At 34.5% G+C, this 22,424-nt stretch carries 21 protein-coding genes, 1 other RNA gene and 1 riboswitch; of the genes, 11 read left to right on the top strand and 11 right to left on the bottom strand.

Going from position 1 to position 22,424, the window contains the following annotated elements; translation table 11 throughout:
• Nucleotides 1–3 precede the first annotated feature (3 nt).
• The gene (locus ACH2AZ_RS00625; protein WP_394906167.1) at nt 4–402 is read right to left on the bottom strand and encodes an acyl-CoA thioesterase; all 399 of its coding nucleotides are present in this window, start codon (nt 400–402) and stop codon (nt 4–6) included.
• Nucleotides 403–601: 199 nt separating this feature from the next.
• On the opposite strand from ACH2AZ_RS00625, the gene dnaA reads away from it, so the two are divergent.
• Genes dnaA through ACH2AZ_RS00610 form a run of 3 tightly spaced genes read left to right on the top strand, consistent with a single transcriptional unit; the run spans nt 602 to nt 3,217 of the window.
• Nucleotides 602–2,029 (top strand): chromosomal replication initiator protein DnaA, encoded by a 1,428-nt coding sequence (gene dnaA / locus ACH2AZ_RS00620; protein WP_379044912.1) that lies wholly within the window; start codon nt 602–604, stop codon nt 2,027–2,029.
• A gap of 1 nt (nt 2,030) precedes the next feature.
• The gene (locus tag ACH2AZ_RS00615; RefSeq protein WP_394906166.1) at nt 2,031–2,492 is read left to right on the top strand and encodes a low molecular weight protein-tyrosine-phosphatase; all 462 of its coding nucleotides are present in this window, start codon (nt 2,031–2,033) and stop codon (nt 2,490–2,492) included.
• On the top strand, nt 2,492–3,217 hold the full coding sequence (locus tag ACH2AZ_RS00610; protein WP_379044919.1) for an SAM-dependent methyltransferase: 726 nt from the start codon (nt 2,492–2,494) through the stop codon (nt 3,215–3,217). The genes ACH2AZ_RS00615 and ACH2AZ_RS00610 overlap by 1 nt, the downstream gene beginning before the upstream one ends.
• Here ACH2AZ_RS00610 and ACH2AZ_RS00605 read toward each other — a convergent pair.
• Nucleotides 3,210–3,872: a peptidoglycan-binding protein LysM gene (locus ACH2AZ_RS00605; protein ID WP_394906165.1), complete on the bottom strand. Its 663-nt coding sequence runs from the start codon at nt 3,870–3,872 to the stop codon at nt 3,210–3,212. The two genes, ACH2AZ_RS00610 and ACH2AZ_RS00605, sit on opposite strands and share 8 nt — an antisense overlap.
• A gap of 273 nt (nt 3,873–4,145) precedes the next feature.
• On the opposite strand from ACH2AZ_RS00605, the gene ACH2AZ_RS00600 reads away from it, so the two are divergent.
• Genes ACH2AZ_RS00600 through ACH2AZ_RS00585 form a run of 4 tightly spaced genes read left to right on the top strand, consistent with a single transcriptional unit; the run spans nt 4,146 to nt 8,369 of the window.
• Nucleotides 4,146–6,515: a TonB-dependent receptor domain-containing protein gene (locus tag ACH2AZ_RS00600; protein ID WP_394906164.1), complete on the top strand. Its 2,370-nt coding sequence runs from the start codon at nt 4,146–4,148 to the stop codon at nt 6,513–6,515.
• 2 nt (nt 6,516–6,517) lie between these two features.
• Nucleotides 6,518–7,327, top strand: a complete 810-nt coding sequence (locus ACH2AZ_RS00595) for a DUF4249 family protein (RefSeq protein ID WP_394906163.1) — start codon at nt 6,518–6,520, stop codon at nt 7,325–7,327.
• A complete protein-coding gene (murQ, locus tag ACH2AZ_RS00590; protein WP_394906162.1) occupies nt 7,320–8,138 on the top strand; it encodes an N-acetylmuramic acid 6-phosphate etherase in 819 nt (272 codons plus the stop codon). Before ACH2AZ_RS00595 ends, murQ begins: the two co-directional genes overlap by 8 nt.
• Nucleotides 8,139–8,141: 3 nt before the next feature.
• Complete coding sequence (locus ACH2AZ_RS00585) at nt 8,142–8,369, top strand: DUF6095 family protein (protein WP_394906161.1); 228 nt, start codon at nt 8,142–8,144, stop codon at nt 8,367–8,369.
• A 49-nt stretch (nt 8,370–8,418) separates the two neighbouring features.
• Here the strand turns inward: ACH2AZ_RS00585 and ACH2AZ_RS00580 are convergent, their stop codons facing one another.
• From ACH2AZ_RS00580 to ACH2AZ_RS00570, 3 genes are all read right to left on the bottom strand, one after another.
• A complete protein-coding gene (locus ACH2AZ_RS00580; protein WP_394906160.1) occupies nt 8,419–9,012 on the bottom strand; it encodes a hypothetical protein in 594 nt (197 codons plus the stop codon).
• A 52-nt stretch (nt 9,013–9,064) separates the two neighbouring features.
• The gene (locus tag ACH2AZ_RS00575; protein WP_394906159.1) at nt 9,065–10,381 is read right to left on the bottom strand and encodes an MFS transporter; all 1,317 of its coding nucleotides are present in this window, start codon (nt 10,379–10,381) and stop codon (nt 9,065–9,067) included.
• Nucleotides 10,382–10,550: 169 nt separating this feature from the next.
• Nucleotides 10,551–12,170 carry an ABC-F family ATP-binding cassette domain-containing protein gene (locus tag ACH2AZ_RS00570; protein WP_394906158.1) on the bottom strand — a complete coding sequence of 540 codons (1,620 nt, stop codon included), beginning with the start codon at nt 12,168–12,170 and terminating at the stop codon, nt 10,551–10,553.
• 142 nt (nt 12,171–12,312) lie between these two features.
• On the opposite strand from ACH2AZ_RS00570, the gene ACH2AZ_RS00565 reads away from it, so the two are divergent.
• Nucleotides 12,313–13,734, top strand: coding sequence for a hypothetical protein (locus ACH2AZ_RS00565; protein ID WP_379044946.1), 1,422 nt, complete (start codon nt 12,313–12,315; stop codon nt 13,732–13,734).
• Nucleotides 13,735–13,806: 72 nt separating this feature from the next.
• On the opposite strand, the gene ACH2AZ_RS00560 is transcribed toward ACH2AZ_RS00565, so the two are convergent.
• The 6 genes from ACH2AZ_RS00560 to ffs all read right to left on the bottom strand — a co-directional run bounded on the left by ACH2AZ_RS00560 (nt 13,807) and on the right by ffs (nt 18,940).
• Nucleotides 13,807–15,453 carry a ribonucleoside-diphosphate reductase subunit alpha gene (locus tag ACH2AZ_RS00560; protein ID WP_394906157.1) on the bottom strand — a complete coding sequence of 549 codons (1,647 nt, stop codon included), beginning with the start codon at nt 15,451–15,453 and terminating at the stop codon, nt 13,807–13,809.
• Between the two features lie 12 nt (nt 15,454–15,465).
• Nucleotides 15,466–15,858 (bottom strand): acyl-CoA thioesterase, encoded by a 393-nt coding sequence (locus ACH2AZ_RS00555; protein ID WP_379044952.1) that lies wholly within the window; start codon nt 15,856–15,858, stop codon nt 15,466–15,468.
• 29 nt (nt 15,859–15,887) lie between these two features.
• Complete coding sequence (locus tag ACH2AZ_RS00550; RefSeq protein ID WP_394906156.1) at nt 15,888–16,862, bottom strand: ribonucleotide-diphosphate reductase subunit beta; 975 nt, start codon at nt 16,860–16,862, stop codon at nt 15,888–15,890.
• 114 nt (nt 16,863–16,976) lie between these two features.
• A riboswitch (cobalamin riboswitch) is annotated at nt 16,977–17,110 on the bottom strand.
• A gap of 140 nt (nt 17,111–17,250) precedes the next feature.
• The gene (gene fsa / locus ACH2AZ_RS00545; protein WP_394906155.1) at nt 17,251–17,907 is read right to left on the bottom strand and encodes a fructose-6-phosphate aldolase; all 657 of its coding nucleotides are present in this window, start codon (nt 17,905–17,907) and stop codon (nt 17,251–17,253) included.
• 28 nt (nt 17,908–17,935) lie between these two features.
• A complete protein-coding gene (locus tag ACH2AZ_RS00540) occupies nt 17,936–18,742 on the bottom strand; it encodes an SDR family oxidoreductase (RefSeq protein WP_394906154.1) in 807 nt (268 codons plus the stop codon).
• Between the two features lie 99 nt (nt 18,743–18,841).
• Nucleotides 18,842–18,940: signal recognition particle sRNA small type (ffs, locus tag ACH2AZ_RS00535), an RNA gene on the bottom strand.
• Nucleotides 18,941–19,027: 87 nt separating this feature from the next.
• Between ffs and ACH2AZ_RS00530 the strand changes: the two genes are divergently transcribed.
• The 3 genes from ACH2AZ_RS00530 (at nt 19,028) to ACH2AZ_RS00520 (ending at nt 22,415) form a co-directional block, all read left to right on the top strand.
• Complete coding sequence (locus tag ACH2AZ_RS00530; RefSeq protein WP_394906153.1) at nt 19,028–20,089, top strand: glutaminyl-peptide cyclotransferase; 1,062 nt, start codon at nt 19,028–19,030, stop codon at nt 20,087–20,089.
• Between the two features lie 26 nt (nt 20,090–20,115).
• Nucleotides 20,116–21,660: a hypothetical protein gene (locus tag ACH2AZ_RS00525; RefSeq protein WP_394906152.1), complete on the top strand. Its 1,545-nt coding sequence runs from the start codon at nt 20,116–20,118 to the stop codon at nt 21,658–21,660.
• 200 nt (nt 21,661–21,860) lie between these two features.
• Nucleotides 21,861–22,415 carry an HNH endonuclease gene (locus tag ACH2AZ_RS00520; protein ID WP_379045379.1) on the top strand — a complete coding sequence of 185 codons (555 nt, stop codon included), beginning with the start codon at nt 21,861–21,863 and terminating at the stop codon, nt 22,413–22,415.
• Nucleotides 22,416–22,424: the final 9 nt, after the last annotated feature.

Genomic DNA, 22,424 nt, shown 5'->3' with positions numbered 1-22,424 from the left:
AATTTAAAATCCCATAGCTTTTAAAATAGCGTCTGGACACTTTATGGGGCGTTTTGTTTTAGCATCCATAAAGACCAAGGTTATATTTGCTTCATGAATAATTTCTTGAAGATTATTATATATAACATAGTCAAAAATAATCTTTACCCCTGGCTTCTCGCGTAAACTTGTTTCTACCGTAATTTCATCATCAAAAAAGGCAGATTTTATATACTTTGAAGACAATTCATAAACGGGCAAAAATATGCCCTCCTCTTCCATTTTCTTATAAGAAATACCAAATTGATTTAACCAGTCTAATCGCGCTGCCTCCAAGTATAATGCGTAATTAGCGTGATGCACCACCCCCATCTGATCGGTTTCGGCGTAGCGTACTTTGAAGCTGCTTAATGATTTTTTCATAAAATACAATAGTAATAAATTTGTTTATCATTTCTCTTTTTAAGTATGGCGAAAAAAAACCAAATATTCAATAGCATTATGGTTTTTTTATTAGCTTTTTTGTTCACATATTTGTTTTCCCAAATAAGTAAAAGGGGTTTTCCTGTAATTTACTTATTAGCATTAATTTAAGTACTAACCTAAAATAAAAATAACAAGAATGGGTAAAACTGCGCAATCAGTTTGGAATAATTGCTTGGCTTTTATACAAGACAACATTACACCTCAAGCATACAAAACATGGTTTGAGCCGATAAAAGCAATCAAATTAACAGATAATGCCTTGAGCATACAGGTACCCTCTAAATTTTTTTATGAATGGTTAGAAGAGCACTATGTAAATATTTTAAAAGTATCTCTAACAAAAGAATTAGGTAAGCAGGCTAAACTGGTCTATGTTATCAAAATGGAGAATACTTACGGCAATAAAAGTCCGTTTACCGAGAAGATTCCTAGTACTCAGCGTTCAACTGTTTCTCCACAAGAAATAGATCGACCCTCAAAAAGCAAAAAGCCAGAGCTTAAAAACCCTTTTATCATTCCGGGTATTCGTAACCTTAAAATAGACTCGCAGCTAAATGCTAATTATAGTTTCGAGAATTTTTTAGAAGGAGACTCTAACCGCCTAGCTAGAAATGCTGGAATGGCGGTTTCAAACAAACCTGGAGGAACATCTTTCAACCCTCTTTTAATATTTGGTGGTGTAGGTTTGGGAAAAACACACTTAGCCCATGCTATAGGGGTAGAGGTAAAAGAAAAGTATCCTGAAAAAACGGTATTATATATTTCTGCCGAAAAATTTACCCAACAACACATAGAATCTGTTCGTAAAAACAACAGAAATGATTTTATCCATTTTTATCAGATTATAGATGTTCTTATTGTAGATGATATTCAATTACTATCGGGTAAATCTGGAACACAGGATGTATTTTTCCATATATTCAACCACCTGCATCAAAATGGAAAGCAAGTAATTCTAACCAGTGATAAAGCACCGGTTGATATGCAAGATATTGAACAACGTTTATTATCGCGCTTTAAATGGGGCCTTTCGGCGGAATTACAAAATCCAGATTTTGAAACCCGCGTAAAAATAATTGAAAACAAACTGTATCGTGATGGTGTAGAAATGCCTCAGGATATAATTGAATATTTAGCCAACAATATACAAACCAATATTCGTGAATTAGAAGGAGCTATCATTTCATTAATTGCTCATTCTTCTTTTAACAAAAAAGAAATCACCATAGATTTGGCACGTAAAATTGTTGAAAATTACGTTAAACACACCAAAAAAGAACTTTCTATAGATTACATACAAAAGGTGGTAAGTGATTATTTTCAAATGGATGTAGCGACTTTACAATCAAAGACAAGAAAAAGACATATTGTACAAGCTAGACAATTGGCCATGTTTTTTGCAAAAAAGTTAACCAAAGCGAGTTTAGCCAGTATAGGCTCGCAAATTGGTAAGCGCGATCACGCCACCGTACTTCACGCGTGTAAAACGGTAAATAATTTATCGACTACAGATAAACAATTTAAGAAATTTGTAGAAGAGCTTGATAAACGATTAACAATATAGGATGATGCGGGTTTTAATGGTTTGCTTAGGAAATATATGTAGGTCACCTTTAGCCGAAGGCTTGCTTAAAAGCAAAGTAGACCCTAATAAAGTTTTTGTAGACTCTGCGGGTACCTCAAATTACCACGTTAATGATGCGCCAGATAAACGATCTATAGCTATTGCCAGAAAACACAATTTAGATATTAGCCAACAGCGTGGACGACAATTTGAAGTAAAGGATTTTGACCGGTTTGATCTTATCTATGTTATGGATAATTCTAACTATAAAGATATAGTTAAGCTGGCAAGAACAAATCAAGATAAGAAAAAAGTACACTTAATTCTAAATGAATTGTTTGTGGATGAAAATGCTGATGTACCAGACCCTTATTATGGCGGGGATCATGGCTTTCAGCATGTTTATTCCTTACTGGATGAGGCTACAGATGAGATCATAAAGAAGATAAATAAGGATTCTTGATGACAAAATCAGCGGCAGCTTTATATTTGATTCCTACTGGCTTAGGTAATGACGATTTAATCAATGTGCTATCTCCACAAGTAATTGAGCATGTCAACAAAATCACTCATTTTATTGCCGAAAACGAGAAAACAGCACGAAGATTCATTAAGCAAGTTGCTCCTAATAAATCTCAAGTAAAACTAAATTTTAAAGTTTTAAATAAATTTACAGATCCCTTAGATATACCTTATTTTTTAGAGGCTTGTCTTAGCGGCGAACCTATGGGGCTAATGAGTGAAGCAGGATGCCCAGGTGTAGCAGATCCAGGTGCCCAAATTGTTAAACTAGCGCACCAAAAAAACATTCAGGTAATTCCGTTAGTTGGTCCTTCTTCCATACTACTAGCTATGATGGCTAGTGGTTTAAACGGCCAAAATTTCGCTTTCAATGGATATTTACCCATTGATAAAGGTGAAAAAAAAGCGGCCATTAAACGATTAGAAAAACATTCTTTTGAGCATCAGCAGGCTCAAGTTTTTATTGAGACTCCCTATAGAAACAACAAATTTTTAGACCAATTATTAAGTAGTTTAAACCCTAACACTCAACTTTGTATCGCTTGCAATATCAGCACCAGCGAAGAGTTTATAAAAACCTTACCCGTAAAAGAATGGTCAAAGCAAAAAGTGGACCTTCATAAAAAGCCCACTATTTTTATATTTCAAAAAGAACATTTTAATTAATGTAAGCGGTAAAGTCTGCGTCTAATTGTTTTAAATCTACCTTTGCTTTTCTGTTGGGTTCTATAAAACTAGTATCATAGCCAGCGAACTTTTTCATATAAAAAGAAATACTAGATCCAAACGCATCTGAAAAACTATTCTTACCTTGAGAACGTAAAAACTTTTTTACATTCCCTGGTCCAGCCAAATGAGCCGCAGCTAAAATACCCGATTCGGTTACAAGTACTTGGTTAACCTTTTTTCCTACATAATTTTTTATTTCTCTACGTAGAATCCACTTGTTGCGCGAGGCATTAGCATAAAATGCAGCCTCTTGCATAGCTGGCGAATTTAAGAAGCCAAGGCTATCATAAACACCTACCAATTCTAAGGTACCAGACCCGAACTGATATTTTCCTAAATAACCAAACTGATTAATTACCGAATAGTCGCCCCCCGATTCCTTAAATGCAAGTGCTTCTTTAAAGCCTAAATAACCCTTTCCTAAAATGGGATAATTTATTTTTCTTTGGGCTAACAATTCTTGAGAAGATTTTACCGTGTAATAATCTGGAAGATTATCGGTTGAGGCCGTTAAACGGATTGCCTCTTTTTTTGTTGAAAAACTTAAAAATAACACAGCACCCAAAACAGCTACCGTGGTTAATTTTATCATCTTTTTCTTCAAATCTTAAAGTTTCAGAAGGACTTTTACTATCTATGAAAACCATAAACCGCCTTCTATTTTTGCCGTGCAAAGATACAACAAAATTACTGATAAGATGTATAGATCAATTTAATATTTAATACAAATTTAACATATTGATTATCAGTGTTTTGTCATTTTTTATAATTGGCTGCAAGTCTATTTCTCACTAAAAATTTCTTATCTTTATCTAAGTATTAACGCTTGTTTTAGCTTAAAACGAAGTATATTTACGCTAAAAAATTGAAAGTCCTCCTACCACTACTACTACTCTTTTTTCATTTTAATAGTTTTGCCCAGAACAACCAAAAGAATTATCAAATTTCAGGTAAGATCATTGCCACTTCCACACAAGAGCCAATTATGGGCGTAAATATCAGGTCCGAAAATACATCTAAAGGTGATGTAACCGATTTTGACGGAAAGTTTTCCTTTAGCCTTCCCGAAGGAAATTATAAATTAGAAATTTCTTGCTTAGGGTTCGAAACAAAATATCTAGATATAAACTTAAATCAATCGATTAATCTAAATATAGAGTTAAAAGAGAACACTCAAGAATTAGGAGAAATTGTTATTACCCAAGATGTTCGTCAATCAAAATTAGAACAAGCTCAAATGAGCGTAAACAGTTTACAAGCAAAAGACCTAGAGTCTATTCCTGTGGTATTGGGTGAAAAAGATTTTTTAAAGTCCTTAATTTTACTTCCAGGGGTTAGTAATACAGGAGAAGGCGCGGGCGGTTTTAATGTTCGCGGCGGTGCTGCCGATCAGAACTTAGTACTTCTTGATGGTGCCACACTTTACAATGACTCTCACCTTTTCGGATTTTTTTCTGTACTACAACCCGATGCCATCCAAAGCCTTACATTATATAAAGGTGGGATTCCATCAAAATTCGGGAATCGTGTTTCGTCTATTTTAAACATTGAACAAAAAGAAGGTAATTTCAAAACATTACAAACCGAGGGGAGTTTAGGATTGGTTAGCAGCAAAATACTTATTAATGGACCCATAAAAAAAGACAAAACCAGTTTTTTAATTGGAGGTAGAAGTTCTTATGCGCACTTGTTTTTAAAACTTGCCGATAATCCAAATAGTGCTTATTTTTATGATATCAATGCGCAATTAACCCATATTTTTAATACTCGACATCAACTTTCAATAAGCTCTTACTTTGGCAGAGATGTATTTAATATAAATAATTCTTTTAAAAATATTTTTGGTAATTCTGTTATAAGCTTAAACCTTTTATCTACGTGGAGCGATGCTTTTAAAGGCAATCTGAGAACCTTTTTCTCTGATTATGTTTACGATTTAAATTTAGATGTGATTGGCTTTAATTATAAAAATGGTATTACAGAATTTGGCTTGGGTTACGATTTAACCCATCGACTTAATGAAAACATTAGCTTAGAATATGGTTTGCAAAGTAATTATTATCGTTTTAATCCAGGTTTTTTGGAGGCCTCTAGGCCAGATGCTGGCTTTAACACCACAGATTTAGTCAACAAATACGCTTGGCAAAATGCCATTTATCTATCAAGCAAACAAAAAATCGGTAAAAAACTTACTTTAGAATATGGAGCTAGACTAAATACTTTTCACCGATTAGGTCAAGATCAAGTGGCTTTATACGCTAATAGCAATCCGCTTCTATTTAATGAAGACTTTGGAATATATGAAGAGGCTCCAATAGAAGCTTACCAAAAACAGAAAAGAAACGAAATTGTAAAAAGTTTTTTTCATTTAGAACCAAGATTTTCGGCCAGCTATCGCTTAAGCGAAACAAAATCGGTTAAAGTTAGTTACCAGCGCATCAACCAGCATCTTCATCTTATAAGTAATAACGATGCTCCTACTCCACTCGATATATGGGCCCCTAGTGGTAGATACCTTAAACCACAAAAAAGTGATCAATGGGCGGTAGGTTATGTAAAACTTTGGGATAATTATAGTTTAGAGACTGAGTTATTTTATAAACAAGTTAAAAATAGAGTCGATTATATAGACGGCGCAAATTTAATTATTAACGACCAGATTGAGCGCGTAATTTTGCCTGGCGAAGCACGTAGCTACGGTTGGGAATTGCTTTTCAAAAAAACCAAAGGTAAATGGCAAGGTTGGGTAGCCTACACTTTATCAAAATCTGAGCAGAGAACACCAGGAAGAACACCTACAGAGACCGGCGTAAATAATGGTAAATGGTACAACACAGGTTGGGATAAAACACACGATCTGTCATTAGTTGCTAATTACAACCACAACGAGCGCTGGAAATTCAATGCAAGCTTTGTATACCAAACTGGCCGACCTACTACCTACCCAACAGGAAAATATGAATATTTAGGTTTATTGGTACCTAATTACGATACCCGAAATGCTAACAGGTTACCCGATTTTCATCATCTCGATTTTTCGGCTACCTTAACTCCTAAAAAAAACAGAGATAGAGCTTTTAAAAGTTCTTGGGTCTTTAGCATTTATAACATTTACGGAAGAAAAAATGCAGCTAACATTAGCTTTAGAGAAAATGAAGACTCTGGGCGTAATGAGGCCGTTCAACTATCTATATTCGGTATAGTTCCGGCTATAGCCTATCAATTTAAATTTTAATTATGAGCCTAAAAAACATATTACTAATCGCATTACCTTTATTATTTATCTCTTGTGAAGATGTAGTTGATTTAGAATTGCCTAAAGCAAAACAAGAACTAGTTATAGAAGCTAATGCTATACAATACGCCAATAAAGCAAGCGGTACTTTACGTGTTAAATTAAGCTTGACAAATAATTTTTATGATGAGTTAACAATTCCTGTAAATAATGCCGATATAATACTGCAAGTAAACAACTCTGCTCAAAAAGTGCCTTTTAAAAATGATGGCCTTTACTCCCTACCCATTTCCTTTTATGAAAATACAGAGTATGAGCTTACTGTAAACTATAAGGAACAAACTTATTCGGCTCGTACAAAGCTCTTTAAAACTGTACCGATTGATTCCATTCAACTTACCGAAAGAAGCTTTTCAGACGATAATAGTGCACTCAATGCTTTTTTCACAGATCCTGATACTGCAGGAGATTGCTATTTATTTCTCACTTCGGCTACCAACCAACTCAATGAGGTTAGCGTTACAGATGATGAGCTTTTTAATGGTAATACCACTGCCGTATTTTATAGCGAAGAATTGAAACCTAAAGACACCGTCACCTTCAAAATTCAAGGAATAAGTCAAGATTATAAACGTTTTTTAAATATTTTATTACAACAGTCTAATTCAGGAGCGGGCGGCAACCCCTTTTCTTCGCCTCCTTCAAAAATAAATGGTAATTTTGTTAACCAAGATAATCCAGAGAAAAGAGCTTTAGGCTTTTTTTCTATTTCACAAGAATATGAATTAGATTTTATCATCCCAAATGAATGAATTTGAAAAAATAACCGAATCGGCTAGCTTGTACGATAATTTAGAACAAATGCCGCTAGCAGATATTTTAAAAAATATTAATCGGGAAGATCAAAAAGTAGCTCTAGCAGTTAAACAAGAATTAGGATCTATCGAGCGTCTTGCCCTTCAAATTAGTAAACAATTACAAGCGGGTGGCCGTTTGTTTTATATAGGTGCTGGCACCAGTGGTAGGCTAGGTATTTTAGACGCTAGTGAATGTCCACCCACATTTGGTGTATCTGCTCAACTTGTTATAGGTATCATTGCCGGTGGTGATCAAGCTATAAGAAATGCTGCCGAGGGAGCCGAAGATGACACACAACAGGCGGCTATAGATCTTCAAAAATTTAATATTACCACACAAGATATCGTGGTTGGTATTGCGGCTTCAGGGACAACTCCTTATGTAGTTGGCGGACTTGAATTTTGTAATCAAAATAAAATTAAGACGGGAGCGATAAGCTGTAATCCCAACAGCCCGATTAGTAAAATAGCCAATTTTCCTATTACCGTTAAAGTTGGTCCCGAATTTTTAACGGGAAGCTCAAGAATGAAAGCTGGAACCGCCCAAAAAATGGTTTTAAATATGTTAACCACCAGTGTTATGATTCAAATGGGAAGAGTTCAAGGAAATAAGATGGTAGATATGCAATTAAGCAATACCAAGTTAAAACAGCGTGCTATAAAAATGATCTGTGATGCAACCAATGTTTCTCCAACAAAAGCCGCTGAAGTTTTAGAAAAATTCAAAAATGTGCGCCAAGCAATTGAAGTAATTCAAAAAAAATAGTTTATGACAAAAAGAACCAATAAAACCACTTTAATGCGCGGCGTACGCTATTTAGCCATTGCATTACCCTTAGCCTTTATAGGACCTTCGGTTATTTACTCTGCCTTTAATAATCAAGAAAACGATCTTTACTTACCTATTCTCATTCTAGGTATTTTGGCTTGCGCCGGATCTGTATTTTTAATGTTTAGAGGAATTCTTACCATGGTAAAAGCGCTTTTTGATGAATAGCGAGACATCCAAAAAAGCGCTTTTATAATTTTAAGATAGCTTTAAAAATTTATTGACCCTGTTCATATGGGATATTGAATTTACCTTTGGTAACACTAATTAGTTTTGGGCTATCATCGTCTTCAAATACTAATTCAGCATCAAATTCAAAAGTTCCTTTAATTATCTCATTGGTTCTATCAATTTCTGTAATGGTTAAAGTACCACCATAAGTTTCATTTGTCGCCCAACTTACAGGCGTTTCTAAACTCTGCATATCTTCTGTAAAAGTAACTGTTCCTGTTGCCCAAAAATCATTATTATCTAAACCAGTTATACTTAATGGGTAGGAGCTCAACTGAACCATATTTACATCCTCTACCACTATCATAAAAGTCATCGAATTAGAAATGCGTCCATCATTTGCAATTATTTCTACGACTTCACCCGGAGGCGTAGTTAGAGTAGGTATACTCCAAGCTTTAGCACCTGCAGCAGTATAAGGAACCCCATCTATCTCTGCTGAAAAGCTTCCAGAATTAGTGTTGTTTGGTGGGTTTAATTTACCGAATTCTCCCTCTAAAGGTTCAGTTTCACAAGAAGAAAAACCTAAACAAAGTGTTACAATAAATAAAGATTTTAAAAGTAGGTTTATTTTTTTCATTAAGTTGAGTTTTATGGTAAAACAAACATAAATAAAATTTCTTAATATTTTGTTATTTTCTAGGAACTCTTGTTAGCAGTATTATCCCTAAAATAAAGAATAGAATTAAAAATAATATCGCCGAGCGTATGCTACCGGTTACTTGAGCTACAAAACCGTAAGAAAGCATACCAATAACAATTCCTATCTTTTCGGAAACATCATAAAAACTAAAGTAAGACGCAGTATCTTTTGCTTTTTCTGGAATAAATTTAGAATAAGTACTTCTTGAAAGCGATTGAATACCCCCCATTACCAATCCCACACATGCAGCGGCAACGTAAAATTGCTGCGGTGTATTAATAAAATAAGCATAAACGCATATTGCAACCCAAATAAAGTTTATACCCATTAAAACCTGTATATTTCCGTATTTGCGGGAAAGCCTACTGGTTAAGAGCGCTCCTAAAACAGCGACTAATTGAATAAGTAAAATGCTAATAATTAGTCCTACGGTAGCATCTTGCCCACCCCAGTCTAATTCTTCTATTCCAAAATAAGTAGCAATTAACATAATGGTTTGCACCGCCATGCTATAAAGGAAAAACGCATAGAGATAAAGGCGCAAGCTAAGGTTTTGTTTAATTTTTATTGCAATTAATTTTAACTCTCTAAATCCGTTTAAAAAAACATCTTTCTTTCGGGTGTATGCTTTTTTATTGCCTTGTGGCAAGTACAAATAGGTATACTGGCTAAAGCCGATCCACCAGACACCAGTTAAGATAAAAGACAGGCGTGTAGGAAAATCCTTGCTTTCAAAACCCCATAATTCATAAAACATAATGAGTACTAAACAAATAATTAAGAGAATAACACTACCAATATATCCCATGGCATATCCTTTAGCACTTACTTGATCTTGTTGTTCAGGAAAGGCAATATCTGGAAGATAGGAATTGTAAAAAACTATACTACCCCAAAACCCGATTAGGGCTAAATAATAGCAAAATAAACCAAACCATAGTATTTCTAGATTAAACCAAAACAAGCCAATACACGAGAAGGCGCCTAGATAATTAAAAAAACGCATAAAACGTTTTTTATTGCCGAGATAATCGGCTATACCGCTAAGCAACGGACTTAAAATGGATATGGTTAAAAAAGCTAATGCAGTTACATAGCTTATAAGGGTATCATTATTCCAAGTAAAACCAAGAAAATCAATTTGATCATTTAGAATGTTTCCTTGCTCGTCTTTTACCAAAGTAAGGGCCCCATAAAATATAGGGAAAATGGCCGATGAGATTACCAAGCTGTAAACAGAGTTTGCCCAATCATAAAATGCCCAAGCTCGCAATAATTTTTTATGTCCTTTAGGGAAGTGTTTCATAGCGCTAAATTGAATTGCCTAAAATAAAAAAATCCTTTCTTTATTTAACAAGAAAGGATTTTTATTGTGCAAGGGGTAGCAGCGGCATCCTTTTTGGCCTTTCTTGCCAAAAAGATATAGCGGATGACCCGACCCGCTGGTAGCTAATTACCAGCGGGTTGCACCCTATTTATTTTTGATACAATTTATTGCGTTGCTCTTTAATTTTTGCATCACTCATATATTCATCAAATGTTAAGTAACGATCTATTACCCCATTTGGTGTTAACTCTACTACCCTATTGGCAACTGTTTGAGCAAATTCGTGATCATGAGTCGTGAATAAAACCGTGCCTTTAAAGTTCTTTAATGAATTATTAAAAGCGGTAATCGATTCTAGATCTAAGTGGTTGGTTGGCTCATCTAGCATCAAGACATTGGCTCTCATCATCATCATTCGGCTTAACATACAGCGCACTTTTTCTCCTCCTGACAAAACATTTGAGGTTTTTAAAGCTTCTTCGCCACTAAATAACATTTTACCTAAAAATCCGCGAATAAAAACTTCTTCTCGCTCCTCCTCTGTCTTAGCGTACTGTCTCAACCAATCTACTAATGACAATTCATTTTCGAAAAACGAAGCATTGTCTAAAGGCAAATAAGATTGTAAGGTGGTGATACCCCATTCATACTTTCCGCTAACGGCCTCGCGATTACCATTTATAATTTCATAAAACGCCGTAGTTGCTCTAGAGTCTCTTGAAAAAACAACAACCTTGTCTCCTTTGCTTAGATTAAGATTAATATTTTTAAACAGTGTTTCTCCATCTATAGAAGCCTCTAGATTCTCAATATTTAAAATTTGATCTCCTGCTTCGCGTTCACGCTCAAATATAATAGCAGGATAGCGACGACTTGAAGGTTTAATTTCTTCTATGTTTAATTTTTCAATCATCTTTTTACGCGAAGTAGCTTGTTTTGATTTGGCTACATTGGCGCTAAAACGTTGAATGAATTCTTGTAATTCCTTTTTCTTTTCTTCGGCTTTTTTATTTTGCTGGGCGCGTTGTCTAGCTGCCAGTTGTGACGATTCATACCAGAAAGAATAGTTACCGCTATAATGGTTTATCTTTCCAAAATCAATATCAGAAATATGGGTACAAACCGCATCTAAAAAGTGCCTATCGTGGGATACTACTATAACTGTATTATCATAATTGGCTAAAAAATGCTCTAACCAAGAAATGGTTTCATAATCCAAATCATTGGTAGGCTCATCCATAATTAATACATCTGGATTCCCAAATAGAGCTTGCGCCAAAAGTACACGTACTTTTTGTTTACCATCTAGATCTTTCATTAAGGTGTAATGCAAATCGGCTGGTATACCTAAATTTGAAAGTAGCGCGGCCGCATTGCTTTCTGCATTCCAGCCATCCATCTCTTCAAATGCTACTTGAAGTTCACCTATTCGTTCTGCATTCTCATCGGTATAGTCTGCATAAAGCGCATCTATCTCAGATTTAATATCAAACAAAGGTTTGTTTCCTCGTAAAACTGTTTCTAAAACCGAGTATTCATCAAACAAATTATGATTTTGTTCTAAAACAGACATTCTCTTACCTGGTTCTAAGTGAACATGGCCCGAGGTAGGTTCTGTTTTTCCAGAAAGTATTTTTAAAAAAGTAGATTTTCCCGCTCCATTTGCGCCAATGATTCCGTAACAGTTTCCTTGGGTAAAAGCGGTATTCACTTCATCGAATAATACACGCTTACCAAACTGAACCGATAGATTAGATACTGATAACATAATGATTGTAAAATTTTTGCAAAAGTAGGTAAATAAAGCTAGGAAAAGAAAAATTAACTTTTAAGTTTTGTATTTAACGTCAGCTTAACAAAGCACTTTTAACGAAGACATTATATTTGAAGGCTGAGTTAGTATGTAAATTATGGGGCATTATTTTTATCGCATTTTGTTAGTGGCTATATTAGTTGCTAGTTGTCAAGACAATACAAAAACAAATGAGATTACGGGTAGTTTTTTGGGTGGTGAAATTGTAAACCCGAATCAAGATTTTTTGACCCTTGAGCGCGAAGGAGAGCTTATTGATACAATCTTTCTAGATAAGAGAAATCGCTTTAAGTATGTTTTTAAGGATAATGATTTAGGCCTATTTACCATTCGGCATCAGCCTGAAAGTCAAATTTTATTTGTTGAAGAAAATGATAGCATCTTACTTAGATTAAATACCCTTGAGTTTGATGAGTCTTTGATGTACTCGGGCAAAGGAGCTGAAAAGAATAATTTATTGATGGAAATGTTCTTGCAAAATGAACAAAATAATGATCTTATTTTATCTTACTATAAAATTAGTCCGCAAGAATTTTTAAAAAAAACAGATTCTATACACCAAGAACGCTTAGCTAAATTGAATACGCTAAATGAGGTTCATGAGTTCTCTGATGCTTTTCTCAATATTGCAAAAAAAGGAATTGATTATGAATATTATGATTTGCGTGAACGCTACGCATTTTTAATAAATAAATACTTCACAGAATTTAGAAAAAAAATACCTCAAGACTTCTTTGATTACAGAAAACAGGTGAACTTTAATGATGAAGATTTAACGAGTCATTACATTTACCAACGATTTCTTGATAATTATTTAAAAAACAGATCTTTAGAATATTGTATTACGCACAACTTAGGGAGACCTTGTTTTAGTTTAAGTAATGTAGAAAATTTAGAGAGAAGACTTAAGCTTGCCGATTCGCTTTTTAAGAATGACAATTTAAGGAAACACTTTATTAAAAAATTTGCGAAAAACCAGATTATATTTTCTGAAAATGACAAGCAAATAAGTGGCACGCTTAGCTTGGTTGAAACCTTAGGATTTTCTGATGATTTAATCAATCAGCTCAAGGCACTAGGTAAGGTTCATCGCTCTTTTTTCATCGGTGAAAACATAAAAGACAAAGAACTTGTTACGCCTAAAAATCAAAACAAAAGCTACCAAGAAATTGTAAAAAGAAATAGTATTATATTTTACTGGTCCGTTTATTCTTCAAACCATCATAAGGAATTACATCATAGAATAAATGAGCTAAGAAATAAGTATCCTGAAATTGATTTTATAGGAGTTAACATAGACGCAACTGAGCCAAAAATTTGGAAAAAAACCTTGAGTAACTTTGATTACAATCAAGATTTTGAATACCAAATCAAAGAACTAAAGTGCGATAAAAGCTTATACAATAACTACCTTAATAAAATACTATTTGTGAATAAAAAGGGTGAAATTGTAAGAGGTGACATTCAGATAAGTGATCCGGATTTTGAAAATTATGTTTTAGAATTTTTAAACCTATAATTTTATTTGAAAAAATTAACGAACCCCAAACGTGAAGGTCTTTAGAATCTCCCGTTTAAGGTTCGCTTTGTTTTACCCCTCACAACTAGCACAATTCACAAGATTACCTACAAATTCTTTAGAAACACTTTGGCTTCTTTGGTAATACAAGGTTTTAACACCTAATTTCCAGGCCTCAATAATCAATTTATTTACTTCTTTAATAGGTAAGCTCGCTGGAATGTTAATATTTAAACTTTGGGCTTGATCAATAAACTTTTGCCGAATTGAGGCTTGCTGTATAATTTCTAACTGACTAATTTCTTTAAAGGTTTTAAAAACAGCTTTCTCGTGTGTAGTTAATTTGTTTAGATGTTGCACGCTGCCGTGGTTTAACATTATGCTCCTCCACACGTCTTCATTATCAATACCTTTTTGCTGAAGTAATGCCTTCAGATACTGGTTCTTTCGCATAAAATTTCCTTTTGATAAACCAGCTTTATAGTAATTACTACTATAAGGTTCTATACCTGGAGAAACCTGGCCTAAAATAGCCGATGAAGAGGTGGTTGGAGCAACCGCCAATAAAGTTGTATTACGCAATCCGTAACCTTCTAGTAATTCTGGTTCCCCATAAAAAGCAGCCAACTTTTGTGAAGCTGCTTTAGCTTGCTTGCTAATATGCTCAAATATTTTATAATTCATTTGCTTAGCCTCTAAGCTTTCAAAAGCGATATTGTTTTTTTGTAAATAAGAATGCCAACCCATTGCTCCTAAACCTAGCGCACGGTGTCTTTTTGCGAAATTGTGAGCGCCCTTAAGATAGTGGTTATCTTTAGTTTTTACTATAAACTCCTCTAAAACAGCATCCAAAAAAAACACTGCTAATTCTATGGTATTTGTATTTTTCCACTCTTCATAACGTTCTAAATTTAAAGAGGAAAGACAACAAATAAAAGATTCTTCTAGCGTGCTAGGCAGCATGATTTCTGAGCATAAATTACTAGCGTTAATTTGATAGTTTTTATCTTTATATACCTGAGGTTTATTTCTATTTACATTATCGGTAAAAAAGAGGTAAGGTAAACCTTTTTGCTGTCTAGATGCTAAGACCTTGGCCCATATTTCTCTTTTTTGCATATCTCCTTCTATCATTTCTTGCATCCAATAATCGGGAACACAAACGCCATAAAATAAATTTTGAAGTGGATTACCGATATCTTTAATTTGCAAAAATTCAAGAATATCGGGATGGTCTACGTCTAGATACGCCGCAAAGGCTCCTCTTCTTACACCGCCTTGCGAAATGGTATCCATAGCCGTATCAAAAAGCTTCATAAAAGAAACGGCACCACTACTTCTTCCATTATCGGTTACAGTACTACCTCTACCTCGAAGAGCGCCAAAATAGCCAGAAGTACCACCTCCTATTTTGGTTTGCATAATCACTTCTCCCAATTTATGGGTAATACCCTCAATATTATCTGGAACATGTACATTAAAGCATGAAATTGGCAATCCACGCTCAGTACCCATATTGGCCCAAATTGGGGAGCTCAGACTCATCCAGCCCTTCTCTATTATGTTGATAAATTCTTCTTTTAATTCAGGTTTTTGTAATCGATTGGACGCAGCTGTAGCTACACGTTCTATAGCACCAGATACCGTTTCTCCTTTTAGTAAATAGCCTCTATTTAATATTTGCTCACTTTCCTCGTTAAGCCACCATATATTGTTCATGTTTTTAATCATTTAATCCAGTATAGGAGTTGGTTTTTTATTTTCATCTATGGCCACTAAAGTAAACAGGCCTTCTATTGATTTTTTTCGTGTGTTTTCTTCATACATCTCTTCTTGATATATGGTAACGTTTACTTTTATACTCGTTCGGCCCACGCGAACAACTTCCCCGATAAGCTCAATAATAGTATCGGCAGGAATGGGTTCTTTAAAATCTATTTGACTAGAAGAAATGGTCACCATTTTTTTACGACTAAATCGCGTAGCGGTTATAAAAGCAACTTCATCCATCAAATGCATGGCAGTACCTCCAAAAAGCGTATCATAATGATTGGTAGTATTAGGAAAAACTACTTTAAACAGTTGCGTTCTTGATTTACAAATGCGTTCTTTTAAATTTTTCATCTGTTTTTCTTTACGGATTTGAGTATTGTTTAAAATAAATCTAATGCGCTAATACTCTTATCGTGCTTGGTATAATCTACCGGTCGCTTGGCAAAGAAATCATCTAAAGAATTTGCAAACACCTCTTCTTCAAACCACTGCATAGGTTGGTATTCTTGCGCCGAAATATTGAAAAGCGGTTTCATTCCTATTTTTTTTAGGCTATCGTCTGTCCTATATTTCATGAAATTAAGTAAATCTGATTGGTTTAAATGCGTTACAGCACCTTCTGCAAAAATCCAGTCGAGAATTTCTGCTTCGACATCAATTGATTTTTTAACAATACCAGTAATTTCTTGTTTGGTTTCTTCCGTAAAGAATTCGGGAAACTCTTCTTTGATTTTGTTGATAATAAATATTCCCGCATTGGCATGAATTTGTTCGTCTATAGAAGTCCATGCGATGATATTACTCACATTTTTCATTAAGCCTCTAAATCGTGTAAAAGAGAGAATGATTGCAAACTGACTAAATAAGGACACATTCTCTATTAAAATGGCAAATAAGATTAAGGAAAAAAGGTATTTCTTTTTGTCTTGTTCTTGGGTAAATTGAAGCGCCTCTGATAAATATTCAAATCGTTTTTTGATAACATGTACATTCATTAGCTCTTCAAAAGCTTGATTATAGCCTAAAACCGACAACAAACGCGAGTAGGCTTCTGAATGTCTAAATTCACATTCGGCAAAAGTGCTTCCTAGGCCGTTAAATTCTGGTTTTGGAAGGTGATGATACAAATCTCCCCAAAAAGATTTTACCGCCACCTCAATTTGGGCAATGGCTAATAAGCTCTTTTTTAAAACTTGCTTTTCATTAAAGGTTAGTTGAGCCTGAAAGTCCTGTACGTCTGCGGTGAAATCTACCTCGGTGTGTACCCAAAACGATTTGTTAATCGCCTCTGTAAATTCTATTACTTCTGGGTATTCAAATGGTTTGTAATTTACTCTTTTGTCAAAAATGCTCATTGTGTATATTTATTTTAGGTGAAACAAAAACACAAAAAACAAAATATACGTTATCCGCTAAAGGCTATAATACCTTAAAACAAAAGACAACGGAATTTGCTTTTTATGCGAAAACAAATCCTCTTTGAAGAAGTTAGGTAATCTGACTTGACAGGTTTAATCCTGCTTACAGTTGCGCAACAGTTCGTGATTTTCACACGATTCCCCTAATGTACTTGAGTTAAAAAAACTTCGCTCTTCTTCAATTTAGATGCCCAAAAGTAAACAAGATATCTCAGCTTGGCTAAAAAACTTTTTAACCGGTGTTAATAAGTTTTTTAAATGATTATAGTGCAAAAAAAAATCAGCCAAAATTTGACTGATTTTCTTATCTATTTTAAAAAAACTTTTATTGATTACCTTTATTGTAGTCTGCTAAAAACTTTTCTAAACCAATATCGGTTAAGGGGTGTTTAAGGAGTCCTTCTATAGAAGAAAGCGGTCCTGTCATAACATCGGCACCAATTTTTGCACAATCAATAACGTGCATAGTATGCCTTACCGATGCTGCTAGAATTTCGGTTTCAAATGCGTAGTTATCATATATTTGTCTTATTTCGGCTATCAAATTGAGTCCGTCTGTTGAGATATCATCTAATCTGCCTATAAACGGCGAAACATAGGTTGCACCTGCTTTTGCGGCAAGTAACGCTTGACCAGCCGAAAAAACAAGCGTACAATTGGTTTTAATCCCTTTTTGACTAAAATAACGTAAAGCCTTAATGCCGTCTTTAATCATAGGAACTTTCACCACAATTTGATCATGTAATGCGGCTAGTTCTTCCCCCTCTTTAATTATATTATCATAGTCCGTAGCAATAACTTCTGCGCTTACATCTCCTGTTACAATTTCACAGATAGCTTGGTAATGCTTTTTAATGTTAACTTCTCCTGTAATACCTTCTTTAGCCATTAAAGAAGGATTGGTAGTAACCCCATCAAGAACGCCTAAGTCCTGAGCTTCTTTTATTTGATCTAAGTTTGCTGTGTCTATAAAAAATTTCATGCTGTGTTGTTTTTAAATTTTTACAAATTTACATTTTATAATGTTTCATCAACATTTTTTCATACCATTTGTCTGGCAAAATATGTTTGAGAGCAATGCTAAATTTCTGCAGCCAATCTCCTACCTTATAGTGTATCGTAGGATTCTTTTCTTGCATAACAGCATAAACCTTTTTCGCCATAAGGATGGGGTCTTGACCTTTATCTACGTGTTCGTCCATCAAGGCTAAGGTTTCCTTATACTTTTTTTCATAGGGCGAGCCAGCAATTACTGGCGCGTGGTATCTGCCTGCAGCAATATTGGTAGCAAAATCACCTGGTGCAATATTGGTCATTTTAATATTAAAAGTTTTTAGCTCCATACGGTAGGCCTCGGTAGTCAGTTCAAGCGCTCCCTTTGTGGCTGAATAAATCCCCCGAAAGGGTAAACCCATATATCCTGCAATTGAGGTTATGTTGATAATAAAACCACTTTGTTTAGAACGCATATGCGGTAAAACGGCTTTAATCACCCGTAAAGCTCCAAAATAATTAGTATCGAATACTTTTTTTATCTCGTGATCTGGTGTTTCTTCTAAAGGACCCGTAATTCCCATTCCTGCATTATTAATCAAATAATCTATTTGACCCTCTTTTTTGATTAGCTCTTGAACTGCTAATGCTATACTTTCTGGTTGGGTAACATCGAGTTTTAAAAATTTAATGCCATCGATTTCATTTTCTTTAGGATTACGACTCGTTCCGTAAACGAGGTAACCTTTCTGCACCAGAAACATACCTATAGATTTTCCTATTCCTGAAGACGCTCCTGTAATCAATACAACTTGCTTGCTCATATTTAAAATAATAGAGCGCAAATATCTACTTTTTTAAGAGAAAAATTAAAGATTTAGAGTAAAATAAAAAGAAGATAGGCTTTGACCAATGTCATGAAAAAATGGCAAGCTACCCACATCACACCGCTACGACCGTTTACCTTTGCTGCGTTCCCGCCCTGGAGGATTCAACAGGAGCTGGTTGTGTGGGACTTGCCGCTGCAAATATACAAGGTTTATCTATTTTCGCAAGGATTTTTTTAATAGATTTGACTAAATTCGCTAACAAATTTAAAGCAAAATCTCGTGAAAACATTTAAAAACCTGACATTCATTTTATTAGCCACAAGCCTATTTTCTTGTTCGAGTTCAAAAAAAGAAGAAATAGCTAAAATGAGTATTCAAGTTAAAGCTAAAAACGACTTATTACAACGTGAAAGCCCAGTAAAATTCACCCTCAATAATCCTACAGACACTAGTTTTGACAGTATACAGCTTTACTATGCAAATAAATATTTAGGTTCATCAAAAACCAATCAAATAGCTGCTAAACTAGTAGCTCCATTAGGAAAAAATCAGCTTAAAGCTGAAATATATTCAGCTGGCGAAAAATATACTATTGCACAAGAAATTGTGCTACATAACAACAAGCCTCCAAAGATTTATACCTATAAAATTAAAAACAAATATCCGCACGATAACTTAGCATTTACTCAAGGATTAGAGTTTTTTAAGGACACTCTTTACGAAGGAACTGGTCGCAATGGATTCTCAAGTTTACGTAAAGTAGATTACAAAACGGGAAAGGTGGTAAAAAAGATCGAGTTAGATAAGCGTTATTTTGGCGAAGGTATAAGCATATTAAACGATAAAGTATACCAGCTTACTTGGCACGCTGGCCAAGGGTTTATTTATGATGTAAATCAACTCAAAAAACTAGGCACATTTAAATATGGTACCAGTAAAGAAGGTTGGGGACTTTGCAACGATGGTGAAAATTTTTACAAAAGCGATGGTACTGCAAAAATATGGAAGTTAGACGGTAAAACACTTGAAGAACTTAGTTACATACAACCGGTAACGCACAAAAGTTTAAGCACGCGATTAAACGAATTAGAATGGGTAGACGGAAAAATATATGCCAACACTTGGCAGAAAGATGGTATTGCCATTATTAATCCGGAAAATGGAGCTATTGAAGGCTTAATTGACTTACGCGGATTGAAAAAAGAAAATGGAAATGCAGCACAATTAAATAATGAAGATTTAGTTTTAAATGGTATAGCCTTTAACAAAAAGTCAAATACACTGTTTGTCACGGGTAAACATTGGGATACTCTTTTTGAAATTGAAATTGAAGAAAGGTAATTAAAATTAATTTAAACATAGCAGGGATGAAAAAGGTATATGGGATTTTATTGTTTTTAAGCTTGATTTTTTGGAGTTCGTGTAGAAAAGATTTTGACACCCTACCAAGCTCGGGAAATTTAAGTTTCTCTAAAGATACCGTTTACCTAGACACTGTTTTTACTCAAACCGCTTCTAGCACCTACAGGTTAACGGTTTACAATCGGTCAAAAGAAGATATTCATATTCCCGAAATAAAATTAGCACAAGGTGAAGCCTCTAAATACAGACTTAACGTAGATGGCCTACCGGGTAAGAAGTTTAGCAATATTCCTATTTATGCCAAAGACAGTATTTTTGTTTTTATTGAAACCACTGCAGCCATAAAAGATTTTACCAATAGTGCCACCCAATTTTTATATACCGATGAACTGATTTTTTCGGGTACCGAGAAAGAGCAAAGTGTAGAACTGGTAACCCTAATTCAAGATGCACACTTCCTATATCCCGAGAAATTCGCCGATGGCAGTACAGAAACACTATCATTCGGTTTTGACGATGAAGGAAATGAAATATTAATTTCTGGCTTTTTATTAGACGATACAGAGTTAAATTTCACCAATGAGAAGCCTTATGTAATTTACGGATATGCTGCCGTACCACCTCAAAAAACATTACATATTGATGCTGGCGCAAGACTACATTTTCATCAACAAAGCGGAATTTTAGTTGGTAATCAAGCTTCACTACAAGCCAAAGGTTTATTAAGTACCGATCTTGAAAAAATGGAAAATGAAATCATTATGGAAGGAAACCGCCTTGAACCCCAGTTTAGTGAAGTACCAGGACAATGGGGGGCTTTGTGGTTTACCCAAGGAAGCACAAACAATATAATAGAACATACTACCATTAAAAATTCAAGCGTCGCAATACGTGTAGATGGAAATGATGGGTCTAATACACCTACTCTTAAAGTGAACAACACCCAAATCTATAATGTTTCTAATATTGGTTTATTGGCTAGAACAGGGTATGTTACAGCAGAAAATTTAGTTATAAATAATTGTGGTCAGATGGCTTTAAATTTAAGCCTTGGCGGAAATTACCAATTCAACAATTGTACTTTTGCCAATTATTGGCGACAAGGGTTTCGGCAATTTCCTGCGGTTTTTATAGAAAATGTCCTTGAAACACCCAATCAGTTATTTTTGGCTCCCTTAGAAAAAGCAGATTTCACCAATTGTATTATTTATGGCAATGAAAGCCGAGAACTATTATTTAATGCTCATCCCGATGCTGATTTTAATTTTAAATTTGAGAACACCTTAATTAAATTCAGAGATTTCCAAAATAAGTATACCGATGACCCTATGTACAATTTTACCGATTCAAATTTGTACACTCAAATTAAACTAAACGAAGATCCCGACTTTAAAGACTCTACTTTAAATAAATTGCAAATTGGAGAGGAATCTGCAGCAAATGGGTTAGCCAACCCCGTTACTTCAAGCAATATAGATATTTTGGGAATGCAAAGAGATGGCAACTTACCCGACAGTGGAGCTTATGAAAGTAGTTCTTTCACTGATTAACTCGAGGCTTTAACAGACCTTGGGCAATAAAAAAAGATTAAAAATTTAAAATTAGCTATTATTACGTTAAAGTTTCTTAACATTACTTGTAGAAACGCACTTTGTTTTAAATTTGAGAATAGTTACCCGTTATAGTTAGAAACCTAAACTAACTTAAGTTCAATTATTTACAAATTTAGTAAGACTCGAAAATCATGGCTATGATTAGAAATTTAAAAAACGAAACGTGGAAAGTAATTCGATTCGACGAAAAAATATCAGAGAAAGAGAAATATAAAATCTCTAATTATGGTCGAATTTTAAATTGTAAAGGGCCTGAAGAAATATTGGTTAAGAAATATTTTATCAATGGCTACCAAAACTTACCTGTAGTTCAAAAAAGCAATGGCAAAAAGACCAGTCGCTATGTTCACAAGTTAGTCGCACAACATTTTCTCAATAAAACAGAAGAGGATCGATATGTAATTCATATCGATTACGACAAAAAAAACAATCATGTAGACAACTTAAAATGGGCTACGAAAGAAGAAAAGGAACGTCATCAATTCACCAACCCCGAATTTAAAAATATTAAGCGAAAAATACCCTCTCACGCTAAACTAACAGAATCTAAAGTAAAATTAATCAAGCGAAAAATTAATGATCCTAATAGAAGGACTCGTATGAAAATGATTGCTAAACAGTTTGGAATTTCTGAAATGCAATTGTACAGAATAAAAAACGGTGAAAACTGGGGATCTGTAACAGAATATTAAAAAAGAGGC

The sequence above is a fragment of the uncultured Mesonia sp. genome (assembly GCA_947499595.1).
Lineage (GTDB): Bacteria > Bacteroidota > Bacteroidia > Flavobacteriales > Flavobacteriaceae > Mesonia > Mesonia sediminis.
Note: the sequence above shows the minus strand (reverse complement) of the source record. Positions and strands in the feature narration are given on the sequence as shown.